Here is a 13,907-nt window from a genome sequence, read left to right as displayed (position 1 = left end):
GCGTCGGGTACAGGTTGTCGAGCGGCGCCGGTTCCACCGATGCGTGTGCGTCAATTCGGCTTTCGGCGGCGGCGCAATCCGCCTATAACGCCCCGGCCGCGCGTGCTCCGTCCGCGACGACCGTCCGCAACGCCGACCGCCCCGGAGGCACCGATGCCGCTTTCCCCCGCCGACCAGGCCAAATCCGCCGCCAGCGCCCGCGCCCTCCAGCTGGTCGAGGATGGCATGACGCTGGGCCTCGGCACCGGCTCGACGGCGGGCTGGTTCGTGCGGCTGCTGTCGGAGCGGATGAAGCGGGAGCGGATCCACGTCACCGGCGTCGCCACCTCCAGCGCGACGGTCTGGCTCGCGCAGGAGCTCGGCGTGCCGCTGAAGAAGCTCGAGGACGTCGGGCACATCGACATGACCGTGGACGGAGCCGACGAGTTCGACAGCCACCTCAACCTCATCAAGGGCGGCGGCGCCGCGCTGCTGCAGGAAAAGATCGTCGCGGCGTCGAGCGCGCGCATGGTGGTGATCGCCGACGAGAGCAAGCGCGTCGCCCGGCTCGGGGCCTTCCCGCTGCCGATCGAGATCGTGCGCTTCGGCTGGAGTTCGACCCGCCGCGCGGTGGCGGAGCTGCTGAACGGCATGGACGTGGACGGCCGCGAGATCACGGTGCGCACCGGCTCGGCCGGGCCGCTCGTCACCGATGAAGGGCACTATATCTTCGACCTGCATCTCGGCCGGATCGGCGATCCGCCGGCCCTCGCCGCGGCGCTGAACGCCATCCCCGGCGTGGTGGAAAGCGGGCTGTTCATCGACATGGCCGCCGCGGTCGTGATCGGCCACGCCGACGGCACGACCGAGGTGATCGAGCGCCCCGTCGCGCCCGGCACGCCGGTCGACCAGGTGGAGTTGATGCGCAACCGGGACGCCTGAGCCCGCCATGGCGTTCGACGTCGACCTCTTCGTCATCGGCGGCGGCTCCGGCGGGGTCCGGGCAGCGCGCATCGCCGCCGAGGCCGGCGCCCGGGTGGCGCTGGCCGAGGAATACCGCATGGGCGGCACCTGCGTGATCCGCGGCTGCGTCCCGAAGAAGCTCTTCGTCTACGCCTCGGCCTTCGCCGACGCCTTCGAGGACGCCCGCGGCTTCGGCTGGACTGTGGAGGGCGCCCGCTTCGACTGGCCCCGCTTCCGCGCCGCCCGCGACGCCGAGATCGCCCGGCTCGAGGCCGCCTATCGCAGCCGCCTCGCCAAGGCCGGCGTGACGCTCCACGACTGCCGCGCGACCGTCGCCGACCCGCACCGCGTGCGCCTCGCCGACGGGCGCGAGGTGAGCGCGAGCCACATCCTGATCGCGACCGGCGGCTGGCCGGTGCGGCCCGAGGTGCCCGGCGCCGATCTCGCCATCACCTCGAACGAGGTCTTCGAGCTGGCCGGGCAGCCGAAGTCGGTCGCGATCGTCGGCGGCGGCTACATCGCCTGCGAGTTCGCCGGCATCCTGAACGGCCTCGGCACCCGCGTGACGCAGATCTACCGCGGCCCGCAGATCCTGCGCGGCTTCGACGACGAAGTGCGCGCCCACGTCGCCGACGCCATGCGCAGCCGCGGCGTGGTGCTGGAGCTGGGCCGCGACATTGCCCGGATCGAGCCGGTGGGCGCGGAGAAGCGCATCGTGCTGACCAACGGCGAGAGCCATGTGGTCGAGCACGTGCTCCTCGCCACCGGCCGCGCGCCGAACACGCACGGCCTCGGCCTCGAAGCCGCGGGCGTCGCGCTCGGCCGGAACGGCGCGGTCAAGGTCGGCGACTGGTCGCAGTCGAGCGTGCCGTCGATCTATGCCGTCGGCGACGTGACCGACCGCATCGCGCTCACCCCCGTCGCCATCCGCGAGGGGCAGGCGTTTGCCCGCACCGTCTTCGCCGCCGAACCGACGCGAGTCGACCACGCCCTCATCGCGACGGCCGTCTTCACCCAGCCCGAGATCGGCACCGTCGGCCTGACCGAGGCCGAGGCGCGCGCCCGCGGCCCGGTGGCGATCGCCCGCACCGCGTTCCGCCCGATGCTGAACGTGCTCGCCCACCGCGACGAGCGGATGCTGATGAAGCTTGTGCTCGAGGCCGGGAGCGAGCGCGTGCTCGGCGTCCATATCGTCGGCCACGGCGCCGGCGAGATGATCCAGCTCGCCGCCGTCGCGGTCGGCATGGGCGCGACCAAGGCAGACTTCGACCGCACCGTCGCCGTCCATCCGACGGCTGCGGAGGAGCTGGTGACGCTGCCCGCGCCGGTTGAGGGGTAATGGCCAACCGCCTCGGCGGCCAGCAAAGGGTTGAAATCGCGCGGCCCGGTCGTCACATGCCTTCGGCCGGAAGGAAAGAGGAGTCTCGAGGCGGATGCCCTACAACAACAACGGCGGTCCTTGGGGCGGCGGTGGCGGCGATGACAGGAAGGGCGGAAACCGCGACCCGTGGGGCGGCGGCGACCAGGGTGGCGACCGCGGCAACGACCGGGGCAACGATCGCGGCGGCAACCGCGGCCAGACGCCGGTGCCCGACCTCGACGAGATCGTCCGCAAGGGGCAGGAGCAGCTCAAGATCCTCATGGGCGGACGCGCCGGCAGCGGCCGGCCTGGTGGCCGCGGCACCGGCGGCGGCGGCTTCGGCAAGCGCGGTCTGCTGCTCGGCGCGGTGGTGCTGGTCGGAATCTGGCTCGCCATGTCGGTCTATCAGGTAAAACCCGAGGAGCAGTCGGTCGAGCTGACCCTCGGGGCCTGCCGCGGCGACTGCATCGGCCAGCCCGGCCTCAACTTCGCGCCGTGGCCGGTCGTCACCCACGAGATCGTCCAGGTGACGGGCCTCCGGACCGAGGACATCGGCTCGGGAACGATCCGCGGCACCTCCGCCGGCCTGATGCTGACCGGCGACGAGAACATCGTCGACATCACCTTCCAGGTCGTCTGGAACGTGCGCAATCCCGAGGATTTCCTCTTCAACCTCGCGAACCCGGAGTCGACGATCCAGGCCGTCGCCGAGTCCGCCATGCGCGAGGTCGTCTCGCGCTCGCAGCTGGCGCCGATCCTCAACCGGGACCGCGGCATCATCAGCCAGGAGGTCAAGGACCTGATCCAGCAGACCCTCGACTCCTACGGCTCGGGCGTGAATGTCGTGCAGCTGAATTTCGACAAGGCCGACCCGCCACAGGACGTGATCGACGCCTTCCGCGAGGTGCAGGCCGCCCGGCAGGAGCGCTCGACGCTGCAGAACCGCGCCGATGCCTATGCCAACCAGACGCTGGCCGCCGCCCGCGGCAACGCGGCGCAGAAGCTGCAGGAGGCCGAAGGCTATCGCGCGCAGGTGGTGAACGCCGCCAGCGGCGAGGCGGCGCGCTTCAAGGCCGTGCAGGAGCAGTACGTGAAGGCGCCCGAGGTCACGCGCGAACGGCTCTACCTCGAGACGATGCAGGACGTGCTCGGCGACGTGCGGCTGTTCCTGCTCGACACCCCCGGCGGCGGCACGAACGGCGTTCTGCCGTATCTGCCGCTCGACACCCTGCGCCCGGCGCCGCCGGCGCCCGCCCCGGCGGCTCCGTCGTCCGCCGCCCCGGCCGGAGGCAACAACTGATGCGCATCCCGATCCTCATCGGCGTCCTCGTGGCGCTCGGCTTCCTGCTGCTCAACTCGGTCTTCACCGTCGACGAGCGGCAGAAGGCGATGGTCCTGCAGTTCGGCCAGGTGCGCGACATCCGCGAGAACCCCGGCCTCGCCTTCAAGGTCCCGTTCATCCAGAACGTCGTCTACTACGACAGCCGCATCCAGGGCCTCGACACCAACGCCCTCGAAGTGACGCCGCTCGACGACCGGCGGCTCATCGTCGATGCGTTCGCGCGGTGGCGCATTTCCGACGTGGCGCAGTTCCGTCGCGCGGTCGGCGTCGCCGGCATGACCGCCGCCACCCAGCGGCTCGAGGCGATCCTCAACGCCAACGTCCGCGAGGCGCTCGGCTCGGTCCGCTCCGAGGCCGTGCTCTCCGCCGACCGGGTCGGGCTGATGAACCGCATCCGCGACCAGTCGATTCAGGAAGCGCGCGATCTCGGCATCGAGATCATCGACGTGCGGCTCAAGCGCGCCGACCTCCCGGAGCAGAACCTCAAGGCGACCTTCGACCGCATGGAGGCCGAGCGCCAGCGCGAGGCCGCCGACGAGCGCGCCCGTGGCCAGGAGGCGGCGCAGCGGGTGCGCGCGCAGGCCGACCGGACGGCGCTCGAGATCGTCTCCGAGGCGGATCGCGACGCGCAGGTGATCCGCGGCGGCGCGGACGCGGAGCGCAACCGGGTGCTCGCCGAGAGCTATGGCGCCGACCCGGAGTTCTTCGCCTTCCTCCGCTCGATGGACGCCTATCGCGCGTCGCTGAAGGGTGACAACGCGACACTGCTCGTCGAGCCCGACAGCGCCTTCTTCGGCTATCTCCATTCGCCGCAGCAGCGCAGCCTGCCGGAGGCGATGGCGCCCGGGATGCCCCCCGCCGCTGCCTCCGCGGAATGATCCGCGCCCTGCTCCTCGGCGTCGGCCTCGTCGCCATCGTCGAGGGGCTGGTGCTTGCGATCGCTCCCGGCCGGGTCGAGCAGGCGCTCGCCGCGCTCGCCCAGCTGACGCCGGAACATCGGCGGCTCTTCGGTCTGCTCGCGATCACCGCGGGCATCCTGCTTGTCTCGGTGACGCGGGCGTGAGACGCTTCGCCGCGTGGCCCCTTGCAGGGGCGCGGCGCGCGCACGAAGGCGTGACTTGCCGCCGGCACCGCTGGCGGGCGAGGCTATCCGGGTCCCGGCGGCCGCCGCGGATCCCCGACGTGTGAGGAGGCGCCGAGGTGGCAGTCCGGATCGAGCTTTTCCCCCGGGTCACGCTTGGCCTCGCCGCGGCGGCGGTCGCCCTTGCGCTCGGCGCGCCGGCGCCGCGCGCCGAAGACGCGCAGGTACAGGGCAAGGCGCCGCTCACCGTCGACCCCGGCCCGCGCTTCGTCCCGGAGAGCTTTTCCGGGCTCGCCGATCGGTTGAGCCCGGCGGTCGTGAACATCACCACCACCACCACGGTCGCCGATGTCGACGACAGCCTGCGGCCGACGCTGCCCGAGGGCTCGCCCTTCGAAGACTTTTTCAAGAATTTCGGCGACCAGAAGCAGCAGCGGCGGTCGAACGCGCTTGGCTCCGGCTTCATCGTCTCGCCGGACGGCTTCATCGTCACCAACAACCACGTCATCGAGAGTGCCGACGAGATCTCGGTCGAGCTGTATCACGGCGGCAACCTCGAGGCGCGGGTGATCGGCCGCGACACCCGCACCGACATCGCGCTGCTCAAGGTCGACAGCGACGACCCGCTGCCGTTCGTCGAGTTCGGCAACTCGGATTCGGCGCACGTGGGCGACTGGGTTCTGGCGATCGGCAACCCGCTCGGCCAGGGCTTCTCGGTTTCCGCCGGCATCATCTCCGCCCGCAACCGGACGCTTCAGGGCAGCTACGACGATTTCATCCAGACCGATGCCGCGATCAACCGCGGCAACTCCGGCGGGCCGCTGTTCGACATGAACGGCAACGTCATCGGGGTGAACACCGCGATCCTGTCGCCGAACGGCGGGTCGATCGGCATCGGCTTTGCCATGTCGTCGGCCGTCGTCTCGCGCGTCGTCGACCAGCTGCGCGACTTCGGCGAGACCCGCCGCGGCTGGCTCGGCGTCCGCATCCAGAACGTCGACAAGGACATGGCCGAGGCCATGGGGCTGCCGTCGGACAAGGGCGCGGTCGTCACCGACGTGCCCGAAGGGCCGGCGCTCGCCGCGGGCATCAAGTCGGGCGACGTGATCCTCAAGTTCGGCGATGCCGACATCGACGACACGCGCGAGCTGGTGCGCATCGTCGCCGACACCGAGGTGGGCAAGACCGTCGACGTCGTGATCTTCCGCGGCGGCCAGGAACAGACCCTGAAGGTCGCGGTCGGCCTGCTCGAGGATCCGACGCTGGCCGCCGCCCCGGGCGAGCCGAAGCCCGAGGCCACCGCGCCGACCGATCAGGCGGTGCTCGGCATGACCGTCGCCGCCCTCGACGACAAGCTGCGCCGCCAGCTCAGCCTGCCCGACGGCGTGACCGGCCTGCTGGTGACGAAGGTCGAGACCGGCTCCGACGCCTTTGCCAAGGGGATGCGCGAGGGCGACATCATCGCCGAGGTCGGCCAGGAGGCCGTCGCCTCGCCCCCCGAGATGCAGGCGCGGATCGACGCGGCGGAGCAGGCGGGGCGCAACTCGATCCTCCTGCTCGTGCGCCGCGACGACCAGCCGCGCTTCGTCGCGCTCAACCTGTCGAACTGACGAAGACCGCCGCCGGCAGCACGTCGAAGGCGTGCCCGGCGGCCGGGTCGGCGATCTCCGTCCCGGTCAGCACCTCGCGCCACCGCCCCTCCGGCAGCGGCAGCCGCCCCGGTTCGCCCGGGCCATGGCGCAGCGCCACCGCCACCAGCATCTCGGCCCCGCCGCCCGCACGGCGAAACCCGACCAGCGGCGCCTCAAGGTCGAGCGGGCGATAGTCTCCCGCCGCGAACAGCTCGGGCCGCGCCCGCCGCAGCCGCAGCAGCCGCGCGGTCAGTGCCAGCTTGGCCACCGGGTCGGTCCAGTCCCCGAACGCCGCCGGCCCGGGCGGCAACGCCGCCAGCGCCGCCCGGCGCGCGGCAAAATCCACCGGCCGGCGGTTGTCCGGGTCAACCAGACTCTGCTCCCAGAACTCCGCCCCCTGGTACGTGTCCGGCACCCCGGGCAGCGTCAGGCGCAGCGTCGCCTGGATCAGCGCATTGGCCGCGCCGTCCGCCGCCACCTCCGCCTCGAACGCCCGGAACGACGCGAGAAAGCCGTTCGCCGGGTCGGGATCGAGCGCGCGGTCGAGGAACGCCGCGAGCTGCGCCTCGTAGCCGGCATCGCCGTTCACCCACCGGGTGTTGACCGCCGCCTCGCGCACCGACTTCAGCATCGCCGCCCGCACCCGGTCGGCGAAGTCCGCCCAGCCGTCCAGCGCCGTCCCCGGGCGCCACGCCATCGGCCACGCTCCGAGCAGCAACTGGTAGAAGAAATATTCCTCGCGTGCGTCGATCGCCGCCGCCGGATCCGCGAGCCACCCGTGCCACGCCGGCGCCCGCGCCGCCCAGGCCGCCGCGTGCCGGGGCAACGCCGCGATCCGCGCGCGCGCATCCTCGCCGCGCTTGGTGTCGTGCGTCGAGGTGGTGAGCATCGTCCCCGCCGCCCGCGCCGCATTCGCCGCGTGGAACGCGGCAACCTCGACGCCGAACCGGCCCGGCTCGCTCCCGACTTCGTTCAGCGCGATCAGCCGGGAGTAGCGATAGAGCGCGGTGTCCTCGAGCCCCTTCGCCATTGCAGGCCCGCTCAGCTGCTGCGCCCGCAGCGCCGCCTCGCGCACCTCCGCCTCGGCGCCGGGGAACGCCGCCAGGTCGAGCCCGAGCACCGCCGCCACCAGCTCGAAGGCATCCGGCTCGAGCCACGCGGCCGCCGCGCGTCCCTGCGCCACCGCCCGCGCCAGCCGCTCCCGGTCGCCCGTCCCCATCCCGTCCGCGTCGGCATACGTGCGATAGACATCGAGCGCCGCGATCACCTCGACCAGCGCCACCCGCACGCTGTCCGCGCCCACGTCGCGGAACCGCAGGCTGCCCGCCGCAAGCGCGCTCACCCGCCCGGAGAGCGCCGCCAGTTCGGAGGCGAGCAGCCGTTCCAGCGCCTCGCGCTTTCCCTGCCGCACCACCGCCGCCGGCTCCGCGCCGCCGGTGAACGCCGCATAGGCCTCGGTCATCGCCGCGCTGCCGCCGGGATCGACCAGCAGCCCCACCAGCAGGTTCGTCACCTCGTAGCCGGTCGTGCCGTCCGCCCCCCAGCCGTCCGGCAGCACCTCGCCCCCGGCGAGGATCTTCTCAACCAGCAGCCAGAACGGCCGCGCCGTCCCGGCGCGCAGCCGCCGGAGGTACGCCTTCGGATCGCGCAGCCCGTCGATGTGGTCGATCCGCAGCCCGTCGACCACCCCCTCCTCCACCAGCCGAAGCGCCAGCGCTTGCGTCTCGGCGAACACCGCCACATCCTCGATCCGCAGCCCGGCGAGGTCGCTGATCGCAAAGAACCGCCGGTAGTTCAGCCCGTCCCGCTCCAGGCTGAACTTCACCGGCCGCCAGTGCTGTCGCGCGATCAGCGCATCGAGCGCCGGCCCGCGAAACGCCGCGATCCCCGCGGCCCGGATCGCCGCATGATCCTGCGGCCGCACCGGCAGCCGGTGCGTGTCGTGGGCCCAGACCGAAAATCCCGCGTCGTCGGCCCTCAGCTCCAGCGCCCCCGACTCGAGCGCCGCGCCGTAGCCGTCGCCGAGCACCGGCAGAACGACGCGCCCGCCCCCTGCCTGCCAGTCGATATCGAACCAGCCGGCAAAGCGGCTCTCCGGCCCGCGCGCCAGCACATCGAGCCAACGGGCGTTCGTCGGCCCCACGCCCATGTGGTTCGGCACGATGTCGAGCACGATCCCGAGCCCCTCCGCCCGGAAGGCGTCCGCCATCGCCCGGAACCCTGCCTCCCCGCCCAGCTCCGGGTTGAGCCGGGTCGGATCGGTCACGTCGTAGCCGTGGGTGCTGCCCGGCCGCGCGGCGAAGACCGGCGCGAGATAGACATGGCTCACGCCCAGCGCCGCGAGGTAGGGCGCCTGCGCCGCCGCCTCGGCAAAGCCGAAGTCCGGCCCGAACTGCAGGCGGTAGGTTGCACGCGGCGTCATGCGGCCTCCAGGGTCATGGTGACGGCGTAGGGCGCGAGCGCCGCGCCGCCGGTCCAGATCACCCGCCCGGGCGGGGGCGCGGGATCGTCCCCCTCCGGCACCAGCCGCGCCCGCAGGCGAAGGGTGGCGCCGTCGAGCGGCCACTCGACCCCGACGCGCCCGTCCTCCGCCTCGACCACCCGCCCGCCGGCGCGCGCGCCCGCGAGATGCGGCACCACCTCGCGGGCGCGCACCGCCAGCAGCGCCGAGACGAAGCCGAGCCACGCCCGGCCGTCGTCCCCGTCGCGCGCCGACCAGTCGAGCTTCGACGCCTCGAACGCCGCCGGGTCGTTCGGGTCGGGGATATGCTCCCGCGCCTCGTCGCCCTTGAACGCGGCGAAGCCCGCGAACTCCTTCCGCCGCCCGTCGCGCACCGCATCCGCCAGCTCGCCGGCAAAGTCGGTGAAGAACACGAACGGTCCCCGCTCGCCCCACTCCTCGCCCATGAGCAGCAGCGGCACGTGCGGCGCCAGCAGCAGGATCGCCGTCAGCGACTTGACCAGCGGCGCAGGCGCCAGCGCCGTCAGCCGCTCGCCAAAGGCGCGGTTGCCCACCTGATCGTGGTTCTGCAGGAAATCGACGAAGGCGAGCGGCGGCATGTGCGCGCTCGGCTCGCCCCGCGGCCCGCCCTCGTGCCGCGACTCCTCGCCCTGATAGGCAAAGCCCTCGGCGAGCGCCCGCGCGTACTTGCGCCAGCGGTCCTCGGCGAAGTCGGTATAGTACCCCTCCGTCTCGCCGCTGGCGATCACGTGTGCGACGTTGTGCAGGTCGTCGTTCCATTCCGCCGTGTGCAGCTCGACGGTGCCACCCGGGCCGCGGGCGTGCAGCCGGGTGATGTTCCGGTTGTCCTCGGTGTGCAGGTGCACTTCCCGACCGGGCAGGCGCGCGCGGAGCTTCCCGCGCGATCTCCACGAGGATCTCCTCATCCGAAGCGTCGTCGCGCACGTGATCCACCGCGTCGAAGCGCAGCCCGTCGAAGCGGTAGTCGGTGAGCCACATCAGAGCATTGTCGATGAAGAACCGCCGCACCTCCGGCCGCTCGTAGGCGATGGCGACACCCCAGGGCGTATGCCGCTCCGGGTGGAAGAACTCGGGCGCCAGCCGCGGCAGCGGATTTCCCTCCGGCCCGAAGTGATTGTAGACCACATCGAGAAACACCATCAGGCCGAGCCCGTGCGCCGCGTCGACCAGCGCGCGCAGGTCGTCAGGGCTGCCGTAGGCGGCGTGCGGGGCATAGAGCAGCACGCCGTCGTAGCCCCAGCCCCGCGCGCCGCCGAACTGCGCCACCGGCATCAGCTCGACCGCGGTGATGCCCGCCTCGGCCAGCGCCGGCAGCCGCTCGATGGCGCCGCGGAACGTGCCGGCCGCGCTGAAGGTGCCGACGTGGATTTCCGAGATCACCGCTTCCGCCCAGGGCCGGCCGCGCCAGTCCGGGTACTGCCAGCGAAAGGCACCGGGGTCGTCGACCACCGCCTCGCCGTCCAGCCCGCCGACGACCGCCCGCGCCGCGGGATCGCCGACCGGCCCGTCATCGAGGTGAAAGCGATAGCGCGCGCCGGCGCCGACCTGCCTCGTCGCCTCGAACCAGCCGCCGTCCGCCCGGTCCATCGGGCCCCGCGCGCCGCCGACCTCGATCTCGACCGCCGACGCCGCGGGCGCCCAGACGCGAAAGCGCGTGCCCTCCGGCCCGGTCTCCGCCCCCCAGGCCGCGCGACGCCCGGCCATCGTTTCCGCTTCGCCCATGCAGCGCCCCCGTCGTTCGCAGGTGCAACGTGAGGCACGCGCGACCGTTCCCCGCGACCGTTCCCCGCAGCCGGGTTCCATCGGGTTCCAAAGCTGCAAGATGGGGAGTATCGTCAGAACGACGCGGAACCGCGCGCAACGGGAGAACATGCATGAGCAAACGGGATGATCTGATCGCGGTCTATGCCGCCGATCTCCGGGAAAAGTGCCAGATGGAGCCGGACATGGCGCTCCTGACCAAGGTCGCGATCGGCCTCGGCCCGGTGATCTACAACAGCGACTCGAACACCGTCGCGGCCAGCCAGCCCGCCGAGCTGGAGACGATCCGCAAGAATTTCCTGGTGAAGAAGCTCGGCCTCGCCGACGGGCCGGAGCTTGCCTCGGGCATCGACGCGGTCATCGAGACCTATGGCCGCTCGAACCGCAACAAGCATCGCGCGGTGGTCTACTACCTGCTGACCAAGCATTTCGGCAAGGAAACGGTCTACGCCTGATCCTCAAGCCGGGAGGGCGACGGGCGCAGGCTCTGCAAGCGCGCCCGTGCCTTCCTCTTGCCGAAAATACTCCCGCCGGAGGCGTCCGCGCCCTCGACCCGCGCCGCCCTCTCCAGATCAGCGAGGACGCCAGCGGAGATCATGGGAGATGAAACCCGCCGGAGCCAACGCGCTTCCGATGGTTTCGTCCGTGGAAGCCGTGGCGCCCTACCCGACCACTTCCGTCACGCCGCCGTGCGCCGCGGACCAGGCCAGCGGCTCGGCGAGGAACGAGCCGACCTCGGCCAGCGTGCCGGTGTCGAACTGCCCGCCGGCCCGCGCCTCGGCCAGCACGTCGCGCCAGGTGGCGAGATAGTGCAGCCGCAAGCCCTGCTCCAGCAGCGCCGACTCGGTCTGCGGAAAGATCCCGTAGAAGAACAGCACGAAGGTATGCCCGACCTCGGCCCCCGCCGAGCGCAGCGCCTCGGCGAAGCGCAGCTTCGAGCCGCCATCGGTGGTCAGGTCCTCGACCAGCAGAACCCGCGCGCCCTCGACCAGATCGCCCTCGATCTGCGCGTTCCGCCCGAACCCCTTCGGCTTCTTGCGGACATAGAGCATCGGCAGGCCCATCCGCTCGGCGATCCACGCCGCGAACGGAATGCCGGCGGTCTCGCCGCCCGCCACCGCGTCGAACCGGGCAAAGCCCGCGTCCCGCAGGATCTTCGCCACCGCGAAGTCCATCAGCGCCGAGCGGACCAGCGGAAACGAGATCAGCTTGCGGCAGTCGATGTAGACCGGCGAGGCGAGGCCGGAGGTGAGCTTGTAGGGCTCATCCCGGCGAAAGTTCACCGCCTTCACTTCGAGCAGCATGCGGGCCGTCAGGCGGGCCATCTCGGCGTCGGGGGGAAAGCCGCCCAGGGACATCGCAACTCCTCTCGCGTCAGGGACGGCGGCCCCTCGGGAGGGCCGCGATTCCAGTGCCATTAGCATGCACCCCGGACGGGCGCGACCCTTGGACTCAGCTCTTTGCGCCCTGCCCGAACAGCAGCTTCTGCGCATCCTTGTCCTGTGTCAGGTCGTTGCGGGCGTCCTTGCCCAGCTCGACCGCCACCTTGACCGCCGGCCGCGCCGCGATCCGGTCGAGCCACGCCGCCAGGTTCGGGAACTTGCCGAGATCCTGCTGCTGCATCTCCCAGCCGCGCGCCCACGGCCAGATCGCCATGTCGGCGATCGAGTAGTCGCCCGCCACATACTCGCGTCCGGCCAGCCGCCTGTCGAGCACGCCGTAGAGCCGCGTCACCTCGTTGCGATAGCGGTCCTGCGCGTAGGGCAGCACCTGCGGCGGCTCCATCGCCGGGGCGTAGCGCAGGAAGTGGTTCGCCTGCCCCGCCATCGGGCCGACGCCCCCCATCTGCCACATCAGCCATTCCTCGACCTCGACCTGGTTGCGGTCGGAGTCGCCGTAGAACCGCCCGGTCTTGCGTCCGAGATACTGCAGGATCGCGCCGGACTCGAAGACCGAGATCGGCGCGCCGTCCGGCCCCTCCGGATCGACGATCGCCGGCATCCGGTTGTTCGGCGAGATCGCGAGGAACTCCGGCCTGAACTGCTCGCCCTTGCCGATGTTCACCAGATGCAGGTCGTAGGGCAGCCCCATCTCCTCGAGGGCAATGGCCACCTTGAATCCGTTCGGCGTCGGCCAGAAGTGAAGCGCGATTGGTTGGGTCATCGACACATCTCTCGATTTGGGAACCGTGCCGCTACATGGCGCAGGCCGCGGCGCAATCAAGCGTGTCCGAGGCCGACCCCGCCTCCAAGACCGCCGCCGAAGCCGTCCGACCCGCCGCGCCGGGGCAGGAGCCGGCTCCAGCGCGGCTGCTGTTCCGCGAGGCAGCGCACCCGCCGCAGCTCCGCCACGTCCCAGCCCGGCAGCCGTCGCAGGATCGCGGCATAGACCGCGAACGCGCCCGGCCGGGTGTAGAAGCTCCAGTGACAGACCCGCGCCTCCGGCGGCGACAGGGCGATGCCCTGGCCGTTGATCCACGCCGTCACCGCCGGGTGGTCGAGTTGCAGATCCAGCCAGTCCGGCGGCGCTTCGGCGAGCCCCGCCCCGAGCGCCCGCCCCGCGCCGGCCGGCCGCGGCGCAAAGCACTCGAACGCGAGGTCGTAGACGTCGTTCGCCCGCGTGGTGACGTTGTAGACCTGCGGCGTCTGCCTGGCCCGCGCGCCCGCGAGGCAACGCCGCGCCTCCGCCTCGTACTCCGCCGCGCCGAGCAGGATCATCCGCCCCGGCGCCTCGGCGAGATGCGGCAGCGCGGCGAGCGCCACCCGTGCCCCGAGCGAATGCGCCAGCACGTCGACCGGCCGCCCGGGCGCAAGCTCCTGAACCAGCGTCACCAGCTCGGCGAGCCGGACGGCCCACCCGGCCGCCGCGGCATAGACCCGGGCAAAGCCGTTGCGCCGGCCCGCGAGCACGCTCAGCACCAGCGGCGCATCCGCCGGCCAGCCGAAGCCGATCGCGAGGCCGCTCTCGCCGCCATCGTCGGCGAAGCCGAGACCCGCCGGCCAGCTGCGCACCCGCGCGCCCTCGCCGCGGGGCGTCGGCGCGAACAGCGACTGCTCGGGGTCGAGCCGTCGCCGCTCCGGGTGAAACTTGTAGCCATGGACCAGAACCGCCACGGGGCCGTCGCCCGCCGCGAGCCGCCGCGACAACCCCTCACGCAGCGACAGCCCCGGCTCCGAGGCCGCCAGCCCCGCTTCCGTTGCGCGAACACCGAGATACGCCATCGCCAGGTCCCTCCGCGGCCGGTCTACCCGGCCAGCGTCAAGCCAGCGTGACGGAAGCGTAACAGCCGTGTGGCAACCCTACCGCGG

12 protein-coding genes and 1 pseudogene are annotated in these 13,907 nt (G+C 72.1%); 7 read left to right on the top strand and 6 right to left on the bottom strand.

All coding sequences use genetic code 11. The annotated features are described in order from the left end of the window. The first annotated feature begins 153 nt into the window (after nt 1-153). The 6 genes from rpiA (at nt 154) to QM699_RS16890 (ending at nt 6,335) form a co-directional block, all read left to right on the top strand. On the top strand, nt 154-921 hold the full coding sequence (gene rpiA / locus QM699_RS16915) for a ribose-5-phosphate isomerase RpiA (RefSeq protein WP_415012198.1): 768 nt from the start codon (nt 154-156) through the stop codon (nt 919-921). Between the two features lie 7 nt (nt 922-928). Further along, nucleotides 929-2,281, top strand: a complete 1,353-nt coding sequence (gor, locus tag QM699_RS16910) for a glutathione-disulfide reductase (RefSeq protein WP_415012197.1) — start codon at nt 929-931, stop codon at nt 2,279-2,281. A gap of 94 nt (nt 2,282-2,375) precedes the next feature. After that, entirely contained in the window at nt 2,376-3,602 is a 1,227-nt protein-coding gene (hflK, locus tag QM699_RS16905) for an FtsH protease activity modulator HflK (RefSeq protein WP_415012196.1), read from the top strand. Then, on the top strand, nt 3,602-4,522 hold the full coding sequence (hflC, locus tag QM699_RS16900; RefSeq protein ID WP_415012195.1) for a protease modulator HflC: 921 nt from the start codon (nt 3,602-3,604) through the stop codon (nt 4,520-4,522). Before hflK ends, hflC begins: the two co-directional genes overlap by 1 nt. After that, on the top strand, nt 4,519-4,707 hold the full coding sequence (locus QM699_RS16895; protein ID WP_415012194.1) for a DUF2065 domain-containing protein: 189 nt from the start codon (nt 4,519-4,521) through the stop codon (nt 4,705-4,707). The genes hflC and QM699_RS16895 overlap by 4 nt, the downstream gene beginning before the upstream one ends. Before the next feature lie 137 nt (nt 4,708-4,844). Beyond that, a complete protein-coding gene (locus QM699_RS16890; RefSeq protein WP_415012193.1) occupies nt 4,845-6,335 on the top strand; it encodes a Do family serine endopeptidase in 1,491 nt (496 codons plus the stop codon). Here QM699_RS16890 and treY read toward each other — a convergent pair. From treY to QM699_RS16875, 3 genes and pseudogenes are all read right to left on the bottom strand, one after another. Beyond that, a complete protein-coding gene (treY, locus tag QM699_RS16885; RefSeq protein ID WP_415012786.1) occupies nt 6,319-8,778 on the bottom strand; it encodes a malto-oligosyltrehalose synthase in 2,460 nt (819 codons plus the stop codon). The genes QM699_RS16890 and treY overlap by 17 nt on opposite strands. Beyond that, complete coding sequence (locus QM699_RS16880) at nt 8,775-9,683, bottom strand: hypothetical protein (RefSeq protein WP_415012830.1); 909 nt, start codon at nt 9,681-9,683, stop codon at nt 8,775-8,777. The genes treY and QM699_RS16880 overlap by 4 nt, the downstream gene beginning before the upstream one ends. Before the next feature lie 310 nt (nt 9,684-9,993). Beyond that, a pseudogene (locus QM699_RS16875) lies at nt 9,994-10,425 on the bottom strand (malto-oligosyltrehalose trehalohydrolase); the annotation flags it as partial. Nucleotides 10,426-10,712: 287 nt separating this feature from the next. On the opposite strand from QM699_RS16875, the gene QM699_RS16870 reads away from it, so the two are divergent. Beyond that, on the top strand, nt 10,713-11,054 hold the full coding sequence (locus tag QM699_RS16870; RefSeq protein WP_415012192.1) for a DUF2853 family protein: 342 nt from the start codon (nt 10,713-10,715) through the stop codon (nt 11,052-11,054). 207 nt (nt 11,055-11,261) lie between these two features. On the opposite strand, the gene QM699_RS16865 is transcribed toward QM699_RS16870, so the two are convergent. From QM699_RS16865 to QM699_RS16855, 3 genes are all read right to left on the bottom strand, one after another. Beyond that, nucleotides 11,262-11,957 (bottom strand): orotate phosphoribosyltransferase, encoded by a 696-nt coding sequence (locus QM699_RS16865; RefSeq protein WP_415012191.1) that lies wholly within the window; start codon nt 11,955-11,957, stop codon nt 11,262-11,264. 94 nt (nt 11,958-12,051) lie between these two features. Beyond that, entirely contained in the window at nt 12,052-12,762 is a 711-nt protein-coding gene (locus QM699_RS16860; protein WP_415012190.1) for a glutathione S-transferase N-terminal domain-containing protein, read from the bottom strand. A gap of 56 nt (nt 12,763-12,818) precedes the next feature. Further along, nucleotides 12,819-13,820 (bottom strand): hypothetical protein, encoded by a 1,002-nt coding sequence (locus QM699_RS16855; protein WP_415012189.1) that lies wholly within the window; start codon nt 13,818-13,820, stop codon nt 12,819-12,821. Between the last annotated feature and the right edge of the window lie 87 nt (nt 13,821-13,907).

Source organism: Amaricoccus sp. (genome assembly GCF_047602525.1).
Lineage (GTDB): Bacteria > Pseudomonadota > Alphaproteobacteria > Rhodobacterales > Rhodobacteraceae > Amaricoccus.
Note: the sequence above shows the minus strand (reverse complement) of the source record. Positions and strands in the feature narration are given on the sequence as shown.